We start from the raw sequence: 19,492 nt of genomic DNA on the forward strand, positions 1-19,492 counted from the left end.
AGTCGATTGAAGACAGTTTAAATAATCGACCTAGAAAGGTGCTAGGGTTTAGAACGCCTCTTGAGGTAAAATCTAGCTTCGGGTGCGTTGCACTTCAATGTTGAATCCAAGCATTTAAAAAATCATAGTTTCCAGGATTAGCATTTAAAAACCCTGAGAAAACAAAAATAATGTGATTATAATCATATTTACTCGGTTTGTGTTTATACTTCACTTTTACGCCATTTGTGGCTATATAGACTTGTTCTTTCATTAAAAATTCTCAACTAATACTGGTTGTGTAAGTCACGATGCTCAAATAAGAAAATATTTTTAGAGTTTATGAAAGTTTTAAGTATTTACTAACTGCGTATAAAACTGCCAATCATCAGTAGTGCAAGTATCTTTGTAATTTTCAAGTAATAGCTTCTGTGAATCACGTGCCAATACAAAATTGTCATTTAAGATAGAGAGCTTTACTTTTAGACGTAGTAGCTCATCAGTAATTTGCGAAGACTCTACTTGCTTCAAAACTTCTAGTGCAGCTTCTAAACGCTTTTCTTGCCATAGGACATTGGCTAGTTTTACAGGCTGATCTTGATAGCCAGTCTGAATGACTTGCTCTTTAATTGGCGTAATTTGCTCTAATTGCGCTTGAGTAATATCTGAATGCTGTAAAGCATTCTCAATACGTTCCAGTGCAAGATCGCAAGCCTCATGAGTTATGGCTTGCTGTGCATACTCCATAATCGTATCAACAGAAACTTCTGATATATCAGGACGATCGAGATCCAAAATAGCTTCATGCACACGTTGACAATTATTGGTATCTCGAAAAGCAAAAGTTTCTTGTATTCTTGTCTCATAAGGCGCTAATGGCTCACCTTCGTTCTGTAGTACATCTTCAAGCGTAGCAATTAATGACTCTTGATCGATCACGACTGGACCAAATCCATCTACTTCATAATCAAAATAACCCTGCTGATAGGTATGGCCACCAGAGAATACCTCATCTTTGTCAAACTGATAGTAAAAAGTCGTCTTTCCTAACAGCCCCATCTCGAACGCTACTGAAGAATAATCAGTAATCATGAGCTTTGATTGTTGAAAAAGCTGCTGCATACTAGTTGTGGCTTTATTCGCTTGCCAGACTTGAATATAGCTGGGTATCGCTAGCATTTCAATATAAGGAGCAATATTAATATGAGGCGCAAAAACAACCTCATAGCCATACTCCTTCACTAATTTTTTGAACGGCTCACTATGTAATAGCTCATACCAATGTTGCGCGTAACTGGTCTGCATGAAATCATCATTAATAGTTCTATCTTTACCACCAGCTACAATATTACCTACTACTGAATCACGCCAAGTCGGCATTACTAGAAGTTGCTTACTCTCAGATTGATTATTTTTCAGTAAAGCATCGTGACGAGGTAATCCTGTCAGTGCAACCTCTTTCTTAGTAAAATTATAGTAGCTATTCTCATCAATCAAGGAGTGATACTCGGGCCTAGTCGTTGTAATAATACAGCTTAGATTCTTTTTAGTATTGAACCAACTTGATAAATCATCCTTGATGACACCATGCTGCAAAAAGACGAATTTTTTACTGTAGTCGTACTGATCACCAAAGTAGTTATTTATGGGTTTATCCAGATGACTACTAATAATCTTAGACGCTTTACGTAGCTGACGCTCGAACTCTTCTGTAGCAAACTCAACTAAGTTAAAGCCTTCATTTTGTAGCCTCATCCAATCCGTAGAGCTTCTGCTCAAAGCAAAATAACAGCGCTGCTCAGGATAATTATCCATAAGGTAACGATATAAATGTTCTGCGTTATCGTCTGCTTGAGTTACTCGGTCCATCAATAGCCAACTACCATCAGTCTGATAGTGTAACGAAGGCTCAAAAGCTTTAAGGATATGCTTTATGGAAACACCACTCTTGTACTGCTTATTTTTTAGAGTTATGCGAGCGTCTTCATTATCTAGTGCAACCGTAAATAAACTTTCTTCGTTGTCGAAAGCAATCCAACATCTCCTCTCTTGAGCAAAAAGTTGGTTGATAAAGGTATGTTTGACTATTTTCTCATACTGAGGAGTAACATCCGCATCGTTTAATCGAAACGAGCATGAAACATCAAAGTAAGTAAAATAAGAGAGCAATATTTGCTTTTTTTCTCTATCAATATTATTTATATAGATTATCTGAAAAGAAGGCTTTTCTTGCTTAAAGCTACCCAACATCCCTACTTTATGTACAAACCAGAGACCAGCAAGATTAAACTCCATGATGGTTTGACTACTTATCATTGAAAATACAGTATCTAGGAGTTGTAAAAACTTAGTCTCTTCCTTTTTACTCAATATGCTATGGTTATGATTTTTATTGATCAATCGCCCAAAATACCAAGAAATATGATAGATAGCCATCCATTGAATATTTTTGGGTACAAAGTTGAATTCTGATTGATAACTTTTAAGCATAGGGATCAAGCCAAACTCAAAAACATCATCGAAAAGCTCTACATTTTTCCAAGAGTTATCTAATGTTGAGCTGCCATCTTCGCGTTTCCGATAATAGTATTTAGCATTTCCTATAAATATTATTTCTTTATCATAGTTATACAAAAAGTAATCCGCTATAAATTTAGCGTCTTCAAAATTAGGTTTGATTTTGTCATTGAAACGACAGTAACCATTTCTTATACTTTCATTGACCTTGAAAACAGTCGAAGAAGCGCTCATTTGAATATTTCTATCCAGATTAGATATCAAATGTTTTTTATTTTTACTGTTGAATTTATACTTTAACGGGTGAGTGTTTTTTATTACTCTACCACTCTCTAAATATAACTCTAAACTACAGCCAACAGCATAGACGTCTTTATTGTTGATTAGATTGTCATCAATAACCTTAAAATACTGACTATTTACAAAGTCATCAGGATCTATAAAGGTTACCCAATCCGTATCAACGTATTGTAGACCTATATTGCGGGCAGAAGCTTGGCCTCCATTTTCTTTATACATATACTTAATGTTATTTGGAAATTTATCTTGCCATTTTTTTATAATGTCGGCTGAACTATCGGTAGAGCCATCATCTATTAAAACAAGGTAAATATGCCTCTTGAAGCTTAGACTTTGATTAACCAAGCTCTTAAAATAATCATCTAAATATTTTTCAACATTATAAACCGCTGATACTACTGTAAAGTTATTATCACCTCTATGTTTGATAGGTGTCTTACTTACTACCTGTGCGCTGCGCTTATTATATGAACCCTGCAAAAAACCTTTTGGATCTTTCAGAAGCTTATTCACTCTACGAATTAAAACTTCTTTACTTTCCTCGTTCATAGGTAAAGCATTCAAAATACTACTTTGGACTTTCATATCTTTTTCTCACTACGATAAAATATTCATACTAAAAAATTATGGAAAATTTATGGACTGGAAATGTATTAGTAAATGCTAATTTTATTAGATACAGAATCTGATACAAAATTATATCCTTTACTGTTGCTTGATATATTCACACCTGACTTAATAATTTGAGTTTTGGTAAAATCTTTTACTCTTATTTCAATCTCTAATATATATTCACCTTTTTCAATATCAGATATATTAATACCCTTATAGCCATACGTAGTAAACCAACATTTATCGTAAGAAACATTATAACTATCTGAGTATTTATCTGAAAGCTCAGGTTTATTATCTTTAGCTAGGGATCTTCTGTATACACTTTTACCTTTTATTAATAACGTGTATTCTATATCACTATAATCCACTATATATTCACCTATAGGTATGCAAACTCCATCTATAAATAGAATATTTCCATATATGGAAAAGGAATTTAAATTAATAAATACATTATCTTCTATAAGGTTTTTATTAAAAAAACTCATACCTGTTTTTCTCAAGAATTTTATTTTGCTTATTAATTCATAGATATCCAATATTTTCTCAAGCGCTCTGTTTTTATCTATAATATCTATTATTTCAATTCTATTGCCGTGAAAATCATTATAATTCAAATATTTCGATAATATATTCTTTATTTCTTCTGAGTTATTAGTATCTCTCAATACTAAAAAGACACCAATGCCATCTTCGTTTTCAATAATATCAAATGCAAAATCTATACTATTCACTTTAAAATCTAAAACTAGCATTCCTTTAAAGTACTTACTTTTATAAACTATTTCCTTTCTAGATAGTTCATCAATGAGAAATGCTTCTAATAGAGGTAGAGCGTTGTGATTAAATTTCCTATTATTTTTCATAGCAAACTCTAAAATATCTACTATAGGAATTTTACATTCTACAAAGATGTCTATATCTCTAATATTTTTATATTGATGAGGCGTCCAAGAATTATGTAATGATATAACTCCACATTTTACTAAAGAAAGAACCTCGGGCCTTAACGATAGGTACTCATTAAAATAAAAGTTCTTATAATCTTCCATAACCGTATCATAGTTGGCTCCCATTAATACTGTAGACTCTAATATGTTGCCACTGATTGAACGTTCAATAATATAATATTTATCATTATATAAGTTACTTTTTAGTAAAGGGTTAACAATAGCATTACCAAAATAATCCCAACGATAACTATCATCAATATTTTCTAATTTTCTTTGAGCCTCAATTCTCCAGAGCTTAAAGATAGGATTCTCTGGTTTATAACTGTAGAGCACTGCCAAGTGAATTGAGTTAGACTTTGGTACTCCAAAGGCAATGAGTTTTTCCTTAGATATTAGGTTAAATATCTCAAAGAGATCGTCAATTACAATACAGTCAATATCCAAGAACAACCCACCAAACTTTTCCAATATAGCAGCCGAAATAATATCTGACTGCATAGCTAGAGGTATTTTTTTTAGCTTAGTTAGATTATAGGTATTACCTATGTATGACTGAATGTTCTGATAATTTATAATGTGGATTTCACAGTTAGGTATATTTTTATACCAAGTCTTTTTACAAAGCTCTAAATATGCAGGTATTTCATCTTTAGACTCCCAAAATGCAAATACGTTATTTTTATTTGTGTCAACGATCTCATTTTTTACATTATCGCTAGTCGAAATAATTTCTTTTATGATAGCCATATAATACCTATTTTAATATTTGGGTTTAGAAACAATTATTTTAATTAGCCAGAAGTAAAAATTCTTATTGAAGACTTGGATTATCCCATTCTCAATATTTTTACATTTAAGAGTCTAAACAGTAACAAACACTCTACACATGTTGTCTTACACATAATTAAACATAAAAAACACCCCATTGTAGGGGTGCCTTCTTAATCTTTCAATGTGGTTTTAGTAGTTACCTTACAGAATTAATTCTGAATTACCAACCAGTAACTTCTTTTAGCTTTTCGCCAAGTTTAGATGGGTCACGCGTATATGCGATACCAGCATCTTCAAAAGCTTTGAATTTCTCTTCAGCAGTACCTTGACCACCAGAGATAATAGCGCCAGCATGACCCATACGCTTGCCTTCAGGAGCAGTAACACCAGCGATATAACCAACCACTGGTTTAGTGACATGATCTTTGATATAAGCAGCTGCTTCTTCTTCAGCAGTACCACCGATCTCTCCGATCAGGATAATCGCTTCAGTTTGTGGATCATCTTGGAACAGTTTCAACGCATCAATCTGGTTCATACCAGGGATAGGATCGCCACCGATACCGATACAAGTTGATTGACCAAAACCAAGCTTAGTGGTCTGAGCGACCGCCTCATAAGTCAATGTACCAGAGCGTGAGATGATGCCCACTTTACCTGGCAGATGGATATGGCCTGGCATGATGCCGATTTTGCATTGACCTGGCGTGATAACACCTGGGCAGTTAGGACCAACCATACGGACGCCGTCTGCTTCTTCGATATAGCGCTTCGCTTTTAACATATCGATCGTTGGTACGCCTTCCGTGATCACGACGATCAGCTTCACGCCTGCATCTACCGCTTCAACGATTGAGTCTAGGACGAATGGCGCTGGTACATAGATAACTGAAGCATCGGCTTGAGTGGCTTCCATGGCTTCCGCCATCGTGTTAAATACTGGTAGGCCTAGATGCGTTTGACCGCCTTTACCTGGTGTTACACCGCCAACGACTTTTGTACCGTATTCGATCGCTTGTTCAGAATGGAACGTACCATTTTTACCAGTGAAGCCTTGTACCAATACTTTGGTATCTTTATCAATTAATACACTCATTATGTTTTCCTTATTCGGTTGTCTTGCAATAGCAGTTTGCCGTTTAGGTGTCGTTAAATGCTAACCACGTCTCGTTGACTAAAAACTACTATCACGCTTTGACTACTATGTTTAAGCACCTAAATTGATAGGTTTATGCTTGAACAGCATCGACAATTTTTTGTGCAGCATCGGCTAGGCCTTGGGCTGACGTTAGCTTCAGACCAGATTCTTCTAAGATCTGTAAGCCCAATTCAGCGTTGTTACCTTCTAGGCGTACAACGACCGGTACTTTTACGTCGACTTCTTTAACGGCAGCGATAATCGCTTCTGCAATCATGTCACAACGTACGATACCGCCAAAGATGTTGATTAGAACACCTTCAACACTGCTGTCTTCTAGAATGATTTTGAACGCTTCAACCACGCGATCTTTGGTTGCACCGCCGCCAACGTCCAAGAAGTTAGCAGGCTTGCCGCCATACAGTTTGATTATGTCCATGGTAGCCATTGCAAGACCAGCACCGTTGACCATACAACCGATGTTGCCTTCTAGAGCAACGTAGTTTAGGTCGAATTCAGCGGCTTTTAGCTCACGCTCGTTTTCTTGCGTTTTGTCTTGTAGCGCTGCGATTTTAGGTAGACGATATAATGCGTTTGAGTCGATACCGATTTTGCCATCAACACAGACGATTTCGCCATTTTCGCGAACGGCTAACGGGTTGACTTCAAGTAATGCAAAGTCGTTTTCGACAAAAGCATGATAAGCACCAGTCATAATTTTTACAAACTGGTTGATCTGCTTGCCTTCAAGACCTAGCTTGAATGCAACATCACGCGCTTGGTAAGGCATAAGACCTACTAATGGGTCTACGCTTACTTTAAAGATTTTTTCTGGCGTCTCGTTAGCGACTTCTTCGATATCAACACCACCTTCGGTTGATGCCATGAAGGTTACGCGACGCGTAGAACGATCTACAACGGCACCAAGATACAGTTCAGTCTGTACTGGGTACATATCTTCTGCAACCAATACGAAATTAACTGGTTGACCATCAGCGTCAGTTTGGAACGTGACTAGATTGGTACCGATAAGCTCTTCAGCCACTTGCTTAGCTTCTTCACGAGTCTTAACCAGCTTAACACCACCCGCTTTACCGCGACCACCAGCATGTACTTGCGCTTTGATAACCGCAATGTCCGTTGGTGTTTTATCAAAAGCAGCTGCAGCTTCTTCGCCGTTATACGCGATGATGCCTTCTTGAATGGGCAGTCCGTAGCTTTTTAATAGCTCTTTTGCTTGATACTCATGTAAATTCATTGATTGTATCCTTTATTTTTTACAATTAATAAAAAGTGAAAACAAGTACACAGCAGCGATTTTCTGCTGCGGCACTTGTGACCCAAATGCTGACACCGCAAATAATAAAACGGTGCCGCGCTCAGGCTATAGCTTGTTACTTAAACTTCTAAAAGCGCTGTAAACACTATTGAACGCTATCAAAATTACTTACGTTTTTTACGCTGAATCGCGTGAATAGCACGGCCATCTGCAGATAGAGCCGCTTCATGTACCGCTTCTGAAATCGTTGGATGGGCAAACGTCATCAACTGTAAATCTTCGATACTAGAGACGAATTCCATCGCAATCATACCCTGATGGACGATATCGCCGGCGCCAGCTGAGATAGCATGCATACCTAATAGACGGTCTGTTTTGGCATCAGCAACCACTTTAATAGAGCCTTGTGCTTCGCTTTGCGCAAGGGCACGACCATTAGCCGCTAGGTTGAATGAACCGGTCTTAACCTCATAACCCGCTTCAGTCGCTTCTTGCTCGGTCAAACCAACCCATGCGATTTCTGGATGGGTATAGATAACATTGATAATCGTGTCATAATTAACCTGAGCTTTTTCACCGTGAATACGCTCCACCGCCATCATGCCCTCTTCCATTGCTTTATGCGCAAGCATTGGACCACGGACTAAATCACCAATAGCATAAACGCCATCAAGATTGGTTTTGCACTGGTCATCGACATCGATCAAACCGCGTTCAGTCAAGGTCACACCGCTGTCATCACCAAGTAACTTCTCAGAATATGCACGGCGACCAACACAAACGATGAGCTTGTCAAAGCTCTCTTCAGATGACTCGCCTTTATTTTCGCTCGTGACAACAACTTGATCGCCCTTCACTTCAGCATTGGTGACTTTGGTATCAACACGGATATCAAGACCCTGCTTCTTCAGCATTTTGCCTGCTTCTTTTGCGATGTCTTTGTCAGCAGCTGCTAAGAAACTTGGAAGCGCTTCATAAACAACAACTTCGCTACCCAAACGACGCCATACAGAACCGAGCTCAAGACCGATAACGCCAGCACCGATAACACCTAGACGCTTAGGAACTGAGGTAAAATCAAGGGCACCAGTAGAGTCAACGATACGATCACCGTCAGTTTTGGCAACTGGGATATCAATAGGTACTGAACCAGCCGCTAGAATCACGTTTTTAGCGGTAATAGTGCTTTCTGCTTCGTCTTCTAAAGCGACAAACTTAACTTGCTTATCAGCACCTTTGCCATCAACCAATGTGCCCCAGCCTTGTAGCCAGTCAACGCCATTACCTTTTAATAACGCTGCCACACCGCCAGTCAATTGCTTAACGATACCTTCTTTGCGAGCAATCATTTGCTCGATATCGATAGCGACGTCGCCAGTGCTAATACCATGTTCTTCAAGATCATGCTTGGTCGCTTCATAACGATGCGAACTATCAAGTAGGGCTTTTGATGGGATACAACCAACGTTTAAGCAAGTACCGCCAAGAGCAGGCTCACCTTTATAAACACGTTTTTCGATACAAGCAACGCTCATACCAAGCTGCCCTGCACGAATCGCTGCTTCGTAACCACCAGGACCGCCGCCGATAACGACTAGATCATAATTATCTTTCATAGTACGTTCCTATTTTTAATGTCTTTCTAGTTTTATTTAGGATTTAAGTGATTGATTGTATTTTTGATAAACTGATGAAGACCTCACTCCATAACCAATACGTTATTTGAGTGAAACCCTTTATTTATTTATCGACAAATAATAATCACTTACACCAAAGTTAAAAAGCTTGTATCGGCGGTTGCCAATACAAGCTTAGAAGCTTACAGGTCTAATAGCAGCATGGTTGGGTCTTCGACCAAATCTTTTAAGGTAACTAAGAACTGTACCGCTTCTTTACCATCAATCATACGATGGTCATAAGATAACGCGAGATACATCATTGGTAGGATTTTAACCTCACCATTAACCGCCATCGGGCGATCATTGATAGCATGCATACCCAAGATAGCAGTTTGTGGTGGGTTCAAGATAGGCGTTGACATCAATGAGCCAAAGACACCACCGTTAGAGATGGTAAATGTACCACCAGTCATCTCGTCCAAACCAAGCTTACCTTCTTGTGCTTTACCGCCAAGCTCACGGATTTTGGCTTCGACATCTGCCATGCTCATGCGATCGGTATCACGTAGTACTGGAACCACTAGACCACGATCAGACGATACCGCAACACCGATATCATAGAAACCATGATAAACAATATCATCACCGTCTAGTGACGCGTTCACTGCTGGGTAGCGTTTAAGAGCCTCAGTCGCTGCTTTGACAAACAATGACATAAAGCCTAGGCGCACACCATGACGTTTTTCGAATTGGTCTTTATATTTGGTACGCATGTCCATCAATGGCTTCATGTTGACTTCGTTAAACGTCGTCAGCATTGCAGTCTCTTGCGTCGCTGATAATAGACGCTCAGCCACACGCTTACGTAGACGCGTCATCGGAACACGTTTTTCAGTACGCTCACCCGTCGATTCGGCGACTGGACGACCACTATCAGACTTGATAGAGATGTCTGCTTTAAGCGTTGGATTTGACATGTCAGTTTTGGTCACACGACCGCCGCGACCACTACCTTCGACGTTTTTAGGATCTACGCCGCTTTCTTTTGCCGCTTTACGCACTGCTGGGCTTTGATCTTTATGGTCAGCTTCGTCTTTTTTGTCAGTCGCTTGTACTGGCTCACCGCCGTCAGTACTTTGCTTGGCTTGTACTGGCGCAGCTGGCTGATCTGGATTGACAGCTGGAGCGTCATTTGAGCTAGAACCGGCATCTGCACTACCGCTTGCACCCGCTTCGAACTCTGCAATTAACTCATCAGATAACACAGTGTCGTCAACTTGCTTAACGATTTTAGTCACCACACCATCATCAGGCGCTACGACTTCGAGGACAACTTTATCGGTTTCAATTTCAGCCAATAGGTCATCACGATTAACTTGTTGACCTTCAGTGACATGCCATTCAACGATTGTGCCATCGGCAACCGATTCTGGAAAAACGGGGGCTTTAATATCAGCCATCGATATACTCCTTAGATTTGGATATTCATATTTATTATTAAGTCGTGATGGGCAGTCAATACCGTTTTCAATCGCGTTACTCATATGGTATTGCTAGGTACTGACTGTCATCGCCTAATTCATGTGTCTTTTATAAACTGTTACTGATATAAGCTATTACTTTGACAACTCATCGACACTGATGCCAAGACCACCGGCAATCAATGCTTGTTGCTGCTGAGCATGTAATTTGGGTGAGCCCGTCGCAGGTGCGGCACTAGGAGGACGTGCTACCGGCTCCATGACTTTTGCCTTGGTTGGATGCGGTACGACAATACGGAACATATGCGGTGCCAAATAATACCAAGCGCCTTGGTTCAACGGCTCTTCTTGCGTCCAAACGATCTCTTGTAGATTGCTATATTTTTCAATCTCAGCAATCAAACGCTCTTCTGGCAACGGATAAAGCTGCTCAATACGTACAATAGCCACATGCTCTAGACCCAATGCACGGCGCTGCTCTAACAAGTCATAATAAACCTTGCCGCCACATAGCACCATACGAGTTACTTTATCTGCATTGTGATCATCCATCTCTGAGATAACCGTCTCAAACTTACCAACGGCCAACTCTTCTAGATTTGACGTGGCAAGCTTATGACGTAGCAAGCTCTTCGGTGACATGACGATCAATGGTTTGCGAATTGGACGTATGGCTTGACGACGTAGCGCATGATAAATCTGTGCCGGCGTCGTTGGCGTAATCACTTGCATGTTGTCTTCGGCACATAACTGTAAGAAGCGCTCAAGACGGGCAGATGAATGCTCTGGGCCTTGACCTTCATAGCCATGCGGTAACAGCATGGTTAGACCACAAACACGCTGCCATTTGGTCTCGCCACTTGAGATGAACTGGTCAATCACCACTTGCGCACCGTTGACGAAGTCACCAAACTGCGCTTCCCAAACGATCAATGCGTTTGGTACAGTCGTGGCATAGCCATACTCAAAGGCCAATACTGCTTCTTCTGATAATAGTGAGTTATAAGTGGCAAAACGCGCTTGTTTTTCACTCATATGCGCAAGTGGCACATACATGCTACCGTCATTGACGTTATAAATTTCACTATGACGATGCGAGAAAGTACCACGGCCGACATCTTCGCCAGTAATGCGTACTAATACACCATCATTATCAACCAGTGAGGCATAAGCCAACGTTTCAGCAGCGCCCCAGTTCAGCGGCTCTTCGCCAGTCTGCATCGCTAGACGCTGATCGACCATCTTTTGAACTTGGCGCTGTAACTTGTAGCCTTCAGGCATTTCAGCCATACGGCGACCGTAGCCTTTAAGAGTTTCGATATCGACACTGGTGTCCCAGTCATCGACGAGGTCATGACCTAGATAGGGTTTCCAATCGACAAAAAGCGCTTCATCAGGATCACTGACCAAAGAATTCACCACATAATCGCCACGATCTAACGATTCGCGGTAAGAATCTTCGTAACTTTTCGCTTCTTCTTCACTAATAATACCCGCTTCAATTAACTGCTGGGCATAGAGAGTGCGGGTCGTTGGTAGCTGTTTGATGACTGCATACATCAATGGCTGAGTCGCTGACGGCTCGTCCGCTTCATTGTGGCCATTACGACGATAGCAGAACAGATCAATGATAATGTCTTTATCAAACTCATGACGGTAATCTAAGGCTAATTGAGCGGCAAATACGACAGACTCAGGGTCATCACCATTCACATGTAGAATGGGCGCATGTACCATTTTCGCCACATCAGTACAGTACTCTGTCGAACGCAAATCTTCTTGACGACTGGTCGTAAAGCCGACTTGGTTATTAATGACGATATGTACCGTACCACCAGTGGTATAAGCGCGAGTTTGTGACATCTGGAAGGTCTCTTGCACCACACCTTGACCTGCAAATGCTGCATCACCGTGGATAACGATTGGCAGTACTGAATTGCCATCTTTACCTTCATGGCGAGCTTGGTCGTTGCGACGCACTTGACGAGCACGGACTGAGCCTTGTAATACGGGTGCCACAATCTCAAGATGCGATGGGTTAAAGGCCAGTGCTAAATGCGCTTCGCCACCTGGCGTCATCACGTTAGATGAATAACCATTATGATACTTAACGTCGCCTGAGCCTTTTTCTGGCTGTACTTTGCCATCGAATTCGTCAAACAAATCAGCGGGGTTTTTACCTAAGATATTTACGAGTAAGTTCAGGCGTCCACGATGCGCCATACCAATAACCATCTCTTTGGTACCATAGCCACCAGCACGCTGTATAATTTCGTTAACGGCAGGAATAAAGCTTTCACCGCCTTCTAAACCAAAACGCTTAACACCTGTATACTTACGCGCTAGATATTTTTCTAGGCCTTCGGCTGCCGTCAAACGTTCAAGAATAGACAAACGCTTTTCTTTGTCAAACTCGATATGACCTAAGTTGGTCTCTAGATATTGTTCCATCCAGCGCTTTTCGGTACTGGTGGTGACGTGCATATATTCGACACCGATGTAGCGGCAATAAACACGCTCCATAATTTCGATAATTTCTCGTAACGGTGCTTCGTCCTTACCGATATTCAAATCGTTGGTAGGATAAATGGTGTCTAAATCAGCTTCTGAGAGATTGTGGTACTCAAGGGTCAAATCTTCGACTTCAGCGCGCGGATGTAGATCCAACGGATCTAATTTTGCACGGCGATGACCACGGCGACGATAAGCAGAAATCAGCTGCTGTACGCCCATTTGCTTAGGGTCAGCACAGTCAGCGGCATTGCTAGTCGTTGTGGTTGCGGGGGTAATCTTGTTGGCCGTCTGATTGCGAGAAAGCAATAAAAACTGATCTTTGATGGCGTTATGCTGAGCATCATTTGGCGACTGATACTGGGCAAAATACGCTTGCCAATCGGTACCAACACTAGTAGGGTCAGTTAAGTACTGCTCATAAAGTGCTTCGATATAATTGGCATTATCAGCAGCCAGTTCAGTATGTTCTACGTCTGCAGCTTCTTTAGTTATACTATTCATAATAATCGTCTATTTGATAGATAAATGAATGGAATCGTGCTTATTATTGTGTCGTTCATTGTACGTTCGGTATTTTGACTCTTAAAATTCACCATTAAGTAGTAAGACTTGCTATGGCTAATATTTAGTATATAAAAGCTCTATTCGTATTAAATGTTATTCGTGCTATAGAAAGAAGCCGTTATCACTATTGATAAAACATATATCAAGTAACGACAACGAGTGCTACTACAATACTTATCTCAGATAATAGTCATTCAATCAAATTATTTGTGAACGTCCGGTTTTCTTATCAGACTCGTTTCACAACATTAATTTATATATACTGCTATCAGCTATAACCAATTCATTAATGGTAATATCTTTGGTAAACATCCTATCGTTCAGCTAGCCTATAAACTGGCTATTTTCGCTGAAATGTTTTTGTATGAGAGATATTTACCGTCTTTTTTGACAAACATACATTGCTGTATAGCTTAGCATGCGTACCCCGCATGACATAGTTTGTTTGCTCAATAGTAGGTATTTACATAATGAATATCTATTATAGACCTCCCACTTCGTACATTTCTATTGGTAATTATATAGAGAGTTTGCTCATATAACTCATCTTCTTACATACCACCAACGTATTGTTAATACTGCCTTACTTTTGACCAGTTATTTCCTGCTTTTTTGATGAAAAACTCTACTATCTATAATATTTTTTGGTCTTACAACGGTAAGAAGCAACGTTTTTTCGCGCCTCGTATCGTCCTTTAAAATATATGATGGCTGTCTTCTTAAATAGCAAGTTAGATAGCAATCAGAAAAACCTCGCTTGCATTCGATCACGACACATTCTATCACTATGCAAATTTGTTCAATAAAAAACACCGCCTAATAATGAGACGGTGTTTCGTGATGATGTGTGCATACAACCATGCAACAATGAACCCGTTTAACCTGCTTGATCAATCAGCATGTTACGTAGATGACCGATTGCCTTGGTAGGGTTTAAGCCTTTTGGACAAACTGAAACACAGTTCATGATACCACGGCAGCGGAATAGGCTGAATGGATCGTCCAAACGTGCTAAACGTGCTTGCGTATCACCATCACGGCTATCAGCAACAAAGCGATAAGCGTGTAATAGTGCTGATGGGCCTAAGAACTTATCAGGATTCCACCAGAATGATGGGCAGCTGGTTGAGCAGCACGCACATAGGATACATTCATACAGACCGTTTAGCTTTTCACGTTGTTCAGGTGACTGTAAACGCTCCGTTGGCGGTGCAGGCTGATCATTAATTAAGTACGGGTGTACTTTTTCGTACTGCTCGTAGAATTGGTTCATATCGACAACCAAATCACGCACAACAGGCAAACCTGGTAACGGACGAATAGTAATTTTTTCGGGTAGCGTGTTCATGTTTAACAAACAGGCTAAACCGTTTTTACCATTAATATTCATGCCGTCAGAGCCACAAATGCCTTCACGGCAAGAGCGACGGAAGGTGATGGTTTCATCTTCCTTTTTTAGGCGTAATAACACGTCAAGCAACATACGATCTGAGTCTAGTAGCTCAATCGTATAAGTTTGCATGCGCGGCGCTGCGTCCAAGTCAGGATCGTAGCGATAGATTTCGATGGTGCGAGTACCTCGGCTCATAATGCTAAACTCCACACGTAGGTGATGGCGGGCATACAAAGGTTGCCGCATGTCAGCGCTAGAGGGTCTCTCTTTATTACAGCGCTGGCATGAGCATGTAGCTGGCGGTCACCTTTTTAATAAATTAATAAGGGATAGAACGTTTGCGCGGCTTTTATATAACAGATATAAAAGCCGCGCAGTCTAGACTTAATAGACGCGAACTTTTGGCTCGATATAGTCAACAGTCAGCGGTACTTTACGAACAGGCTTATAAACAATGCGATTGCCTTCAGAGTACCAAAGTGTATGCTTCATCCAGTCATGATCGTTACGACCGTTTGGTGCATAGTCATCATCTTCTGGGCGGTCATAATCTGACACACTGTGGGCACCGCGACTTTCGTGACGGTTAGCCGCTGAGATCATGGTTGCTTTAGCCACTTCGTAAAGGTTTGCGACTTCAAATGCTTCAATACGAGCGGTGTTGAACACTTGTGATTTATCAGATAAATGGATTTGGTCAATTTTGTCACCCAGCGCTAAGATTTTCTCAACACCTTCGTCCATCATGGCTTGGGTACGGAATACGCTAGCATGCTTTTGCATCACGGCACGAATCTCGTCTGCAACGTCTTGAGCATTATAGCCTTCAGTAGACTGTTGTAACTTGTCTAAACGCTTCACGGTAAAATCAAGAACGCGTGGATCAAGCGGCTTGTAGTTGTGATCGGCATGATGGAATTCATCAACGATATGCTTACCTGCTGCCCGACCGAATACCAACAAATCGAGCAGTGAATTGGTTCCTAAACGGTTGGCACCATGGACACTGACACAAGCACATTCGCCAATAGCATACAACCCTTTAACGACATTGCCTTTGGTATATAGGCCGTCTTCATCCGTCTCCGCGTCTAAATCTGGCGTGATAACTTGACCATGAATCGTCGTCGGAATACCGCCCATCATATAGTGAATGGTTGGAATAACAGGGATAGGCTCTTTGGTGATATCGACGTTCGCAAAGTTTTTACCAATCTCAAAGACTGATGGCAAACGCTTCATGATGGTTTCAACACCCAAATGCGTCATATCCATAACGATATAGTCTGCATTCGGACCACAACCACGGCCTTCTTTGATTTCTTGATCCATAGAGCGCGAAACCAAATCACGTGGTGCCAAGTCTTTTACGGTTGGCGCATAACGCTCCATAAAGGCTTCACCATCTTTATTACGCAAGATAGCACCTTCACCGCGGCAACCTTCCGTCAATAGAACGCCCGCACCAGCCACACCCGTTGGGTGGAACTGCCAGAATTCCATATCCTGAAGTGGCACGCCAGCACGAACTGCCATACCGATACCGTCACCAGTATTGATATAAGCGTTGGTAGAGGCTTCAAAGATACGACCAGCGCCGCCAGTTGCCAAAACAGTAATTGGTGACTGGAATACCGCAACCGTCCCTGTTTCTTGCTCAAGCGCGACCACACCGTTGATATTACCGGCTTCATCTTTGATTAAATCAAGGGCAATCCACTCAATAAAGAATTGAGTACCTTGCTCTAAGTTTTTTTGATAAAGGGTATGCAATAGTGCGTGACCCGTACGGTCAGCCGCAGCACAAGCACGTTGTACAGCTTTTTCACCATAGTTAGAAGTATGACCACCGAATGGGCGCTGATAAATCGTGCCATCCTCATTACGGTCAAACGGCATGCCCATGTGCTCAAGCTCATACACCACTTTTGGCGCTTCACGGCACATATATTCGATAGCGTCTTGGTCACCCAACCAATCTGACCCTTTAACGGTGTCATAAAAGTGAAAGTGCCAGTTGTCATTGCTCATGTTACCCAAACTTGCACCGATACCACCTTGAGCGGCAACCGTGTGCGAACGGGTCGGGAATACTTTGGTAATGACCGCCACATTCATGCCCGCTTCGGCCAAATGTAGTGACGCACGCATACCTGAGCCACCACCACCAACGATGACGGCATCGTAGTTTAGGGTCTTAATATTACTAATGGTATTATCTTGTCTAGTTGCCATTACGGTTTTCCTAATGCCTGTTAATGCTTGCGAAGTAAATACAAGGGTTACTTATTACGTCACGGTAGTTGGCTGATTGAACGTCTATTCTGTCTAATCAAGCAAACCACTTAAAATTGACGAGGTAAACCACCTCAAACCACTTACTAAAATGTGCATAGTCATCGTCGTGTCTGGCAAAGTTGACTTATATTCACCCTCATATAAGCGACTGTCTCAGCCAAAAACAATTGAAACTCGTGACTATTATATGGCTACTGAAAGACTGCTCTTAAAGACTTTAACCGTCTATAAAACTGACCAAGCAGTCCATCCTTATTTTTAAAGCCTAGCTTATTTTGTAGAATCTAGCTTCGTTTGTAAAACCTGAATTATTGATAGCGTTATTGATAAAACCTACCGATAAATAAGGCTTAGATATTGAGTCTTTAGACAGCAACGACAGCGAAGCCATTACCCCAAAAAATCATAATACCCCAAAATAAGAATACTAAAATGGCAATGATCATAAGTGTCTGCAACACCAGACGTAGACCTGCTGCGCTTGAGCCTAATTTGCCCGTGGTAATATAATCCGTAAAGACGGTCCACATTCCCACCCAAGCATGACCTGCTAGCGCAAGGATAGCCACCAAGCTAAATAAGCGCATCGGCAAGCTCATCATAAACTGTGACCATTCAACAAAGGTCACATCGCCATGCGTTAAGAAAAAGCCTAGAAGTACCACACTATAAACGGCTAAGACGACAGCACTAATGCGCTGAACAATCCAATCACGTGAGCCTGATCCGGTGAGACCAGTCGCGCTTTTGACTCCTGAATTATTTTTTATCATTAGAACATCACCCATACAAATGACGCGACAATTAGAATCGCTGCAATCACAAAACTGACCATAGAGGCAGTGCGGCCAGATTTTAGTTCTTCGTTCATGCCCATATCAGCGAATAAGTGCTTGATACCCATCACAAAGTGATAAGCAATCGCGGCCACGAATATCCATGCCAAAAAGCGCACGAGTACGTTGTCAAACACGGTCTCAAAACTCTCAGGCGAGGCCAATGAGTTCTGTAGTAACCACAGCATGACAGGAATCAGTAAAAATAAGATAATACCAGTGATACGATGCAAGATTGAGGCAATTGCGATCGGTGAGCGATTAACGCTAATCACTTGGCTTAAAGGCAGATCAATAGGTCGGTTGCTTTTCACAGCGGGCATCCTTTTTGCGGTTATACTCCTGTATCTGCTAGCAACGCTTGACATTAATGGCGTCAATTAGGCATTGAGCAACACACGAGACGAATAAAGTAAGGAAGAGCTAGCTGACTTCGTTTAGTTTGTGCTAAATATGAAGAAAGGATCGTATGATAAAAGGTTTTGATAAACGGTTTAGCAGGACTTATCAAACTGATAAGCTCTTGACGACAGCCCATCCACTAGCCAACAAGTAAAGATAAACATTCATTAGATCGATTAACTATTCTATTTTTACTGATACTTTTGATACAGAAAAATACGACTGTCGTTTCTATATCACTATGAACCATAAGTGCATTCACTAAAACAGGCTAATTATTTACTAATTACTTAAGAATAGGACAGTTAACAAGATCCATGAGACCATCACCTAGGGTTTTGGTCTAAACAGTCACCATTTGGTCATCGCCAAATACAGATAGAATCAGCTTTAAGCGATACTATACCACGACCACTTATCAATTCGCACAGAGCGAGTGCCAGTTAAGTAACGCTAATTATAAAATGACTGGGCGACAATTACAAATTTATCCCTAAAGTAATGAAATTAGAAGGCTTATTTAACAAACAAGCGGATTTGTGCAATACTAAATCCCCTCCGACATCTCAGCCTAACGAATTTGTTGACCTATTCTGTTCGCCTACTACTCATACGCACTCTGTTTTTAGCATAAATAACCAAAATGCTAATAGCTATATTTTGGCAAATTGACACCAATATTATGTGAATAATGGGATTTGGCTTAATGCCATAAAAAGGCATTTTTTAAGTAAAATAACCAAGCAGACATATTTTGATACAAAAATTACAGTAGATAAATACTATGAAACCACACCAGTTGGTGCCATTGCTGCTAAAAGTTTTTTCAAATC

At 40.8% G+C, this 19,492-nt stretch carries 12 protein-coding genes and 1 pseudogene; 1 reads left to right on the forward strand and 12 read right to left on the reverse strand.

The genetic code is table 11. The features are described 5' to 3' along the window. Window positions 1-104: pseudogene (locus tag HQR03_RS14450) on the forward strand (IS30 family transposase); the annotation flags it as partial. On the opposite strand, the gene HQR03_RS11315 reads toward HQR03_RS14450, so the two are convergent. From HQR03_RS11315 to sdhC, 12 genes are all read right to left on the reverse strand, one after another. Then, the gene (locus HQR03_RS11315) at window positions 95-253 is read right to left on the reverse strand and encodes a hypothetical protein (RefSeq protein ID WP_173240233.1); all 159 of its coding nucleotides are present in this window, start codon (window positions 251-253) and stop codon (window positions 95-97) included. The pseudogene HQR03_RS14450 and the gene HQR03_RS11315 sit on opposite strands and share 10 nt — an antisense overlap. Window positions 254-330: 77 nt before the next feature. Further along, a complete protein-coding gene (locus HQR03_RS11320; protein WP_173240234.1) occupies window positions 331-3,381 on the reverse strand; it encodes a CDP-glycerol glycerophosphotransferase family protein in 3,051 nt (1,016 codons plus the stop codon). Window positions 3,382-3,449: 68 nt separating this feature from the next. Beyond that, window positions 3,450-5,111: a capsular polysaccharide synthesis protein gene (locus HQR03_RS11325; RefSeq protein WP_173240235.1), complete on the reverse strand. Its 1,662-nt coding sequence runs from the start codon at window positions 5,109-5,111 to the stop codon at window positions 3,450-3,452. A 244-nt stretch (window positions 5,112-5,355) separates the two neighbouring features. Next, window positions 5,356-6,231 (reverse strand): succinate--CoA ligase subunit alpha, encoded by an 876-nt coding sequence (gene sucD, locus HQR03_RS11330; protein WP_173240236.1) that lies wholly within the window; start codon window positions 6,229-6,231, stop codon window positions 5,356-5,358. A gap of 133 nt (window positions 6,232-6,364) precedes the next feature. Then, on the reverse strand, window positions 6,365-7,531 hold the full coding sequence (gene sucC / locus HQR03_RS11335; RefSeq protein ID WP_173240237.1) for an ADP-forming succinate--CoA ligase subunit beta: 1,167 nt from the start codon (window positions 7,529-7,531) through the stop codon (window positions 6,365-6,367). Window positions 7,532-7,716: 185 nt separating this feature from the next. Beyond that, window positions 7,717-9,168, reverse strand: coding sequence for a dihydrolipoyl dehydrogenase (gene lpdA, locus HQR03_RS11340; RefSeq protein ID WP_173240238.1), 1,452 nt, complete (start codon window positions 9,166-9,168; stop codon window positions 7,717-7,719). A 203-nt stretch (window positions 9,169-9,371) separates the two neighbouring features. After that, window positions 9,372-10,631, reverse strand: coding sequence for a 2-oxoglutarate dehydrogenase complex dihydrolipoyllysine-residue succinyltransferase (odhB, locus tag HQR03_RS11345; RefSeq protein WP_173240239.1), 1,260 nt, complete (start codon window positions 10,629-10,631; stop codon window positions 9,372-9,374). A gap of 156 nt (window positions 10,632-10,787) precedes the next feature. After that, complete coding sequence (locus HQR03_RS11350; protein WP_173240240.1) at window positions 10,788-13,667, reverse strand: 2-oxoglutarate dehydrogenase E1 component; 2,880 nt, start codon at window positions 13,665-13,667, stop codon at window positions 10,788-10,790. Window positions 13,668-14,607: 940 nt separating this feature from the next. Beyond that, on the reverse strand, window positions 14,608-15,318 hold the full coding sequence (locus HQR03_RS11355) for a succinate dehydrogenase iron-sulfur subunit (RefSeq protein ID WP_025652539.1): 711 nt from the start codon (window positions 15,316-15,318) through the stop codon (window positions 14,608-14,610). Between the two features lie 189 nt (window positions 15,319-15,507). After that, the gene (gene sdhA / locus HQR03_RS11360) at window positions 15,508-17,358 is read right to left on the reverse strand and encodes a succinate dehydrogenase flavoprotein subunit (RefSeq protein WP_173240241.1); all 1,851 of its coding nucleotides are present in this window, start codon (window positions 17,356-17,358) and stop codon (window positions 15,508-15,510) included. A gap of 428 nt (window positions 17,359-17,786) precedes the next feature. Further along, window positions 17,787-18,191: a succinate dehydrogenase, hydrophobic membrane anchor protein gene (gene sdhD / locus HQR03_RS11365; RefSeq protein WP_173240263.1), complete on the reverse strand. Its 405-nt coding sequence runs from the start codon at window positions 18,189-18,191 to the stop codon at window positions 17,787-17,789. Between the two features lie 2 nt (window positions 18,192-18,193). Continuing rightward, complete coding sequence (gene sdhC / locus HQR03_RS11370; RefSeq protein ID WP_084212321.1) at window positions 18,194-18,580, reverse strand: succinate dehydrogenase, cytochrome b556 subunit; 387 nt, start codon at window positions 18,578-18,580, stop codon at window positions 18,194-18,196. Window positions 18,581-19,492: the final 912 nt, after the last annotated feature.

Source organism: Psychrobacter okhotskensis, assembly GCF_013248965.1.
Taxonomy (GTDB): Bacteria; Pseudomonadota; Gammaproteobacteria; order Pseudomonadales; family Moraxellaceae; genus Psychrobacter; species Psychrobacter okhotskensis.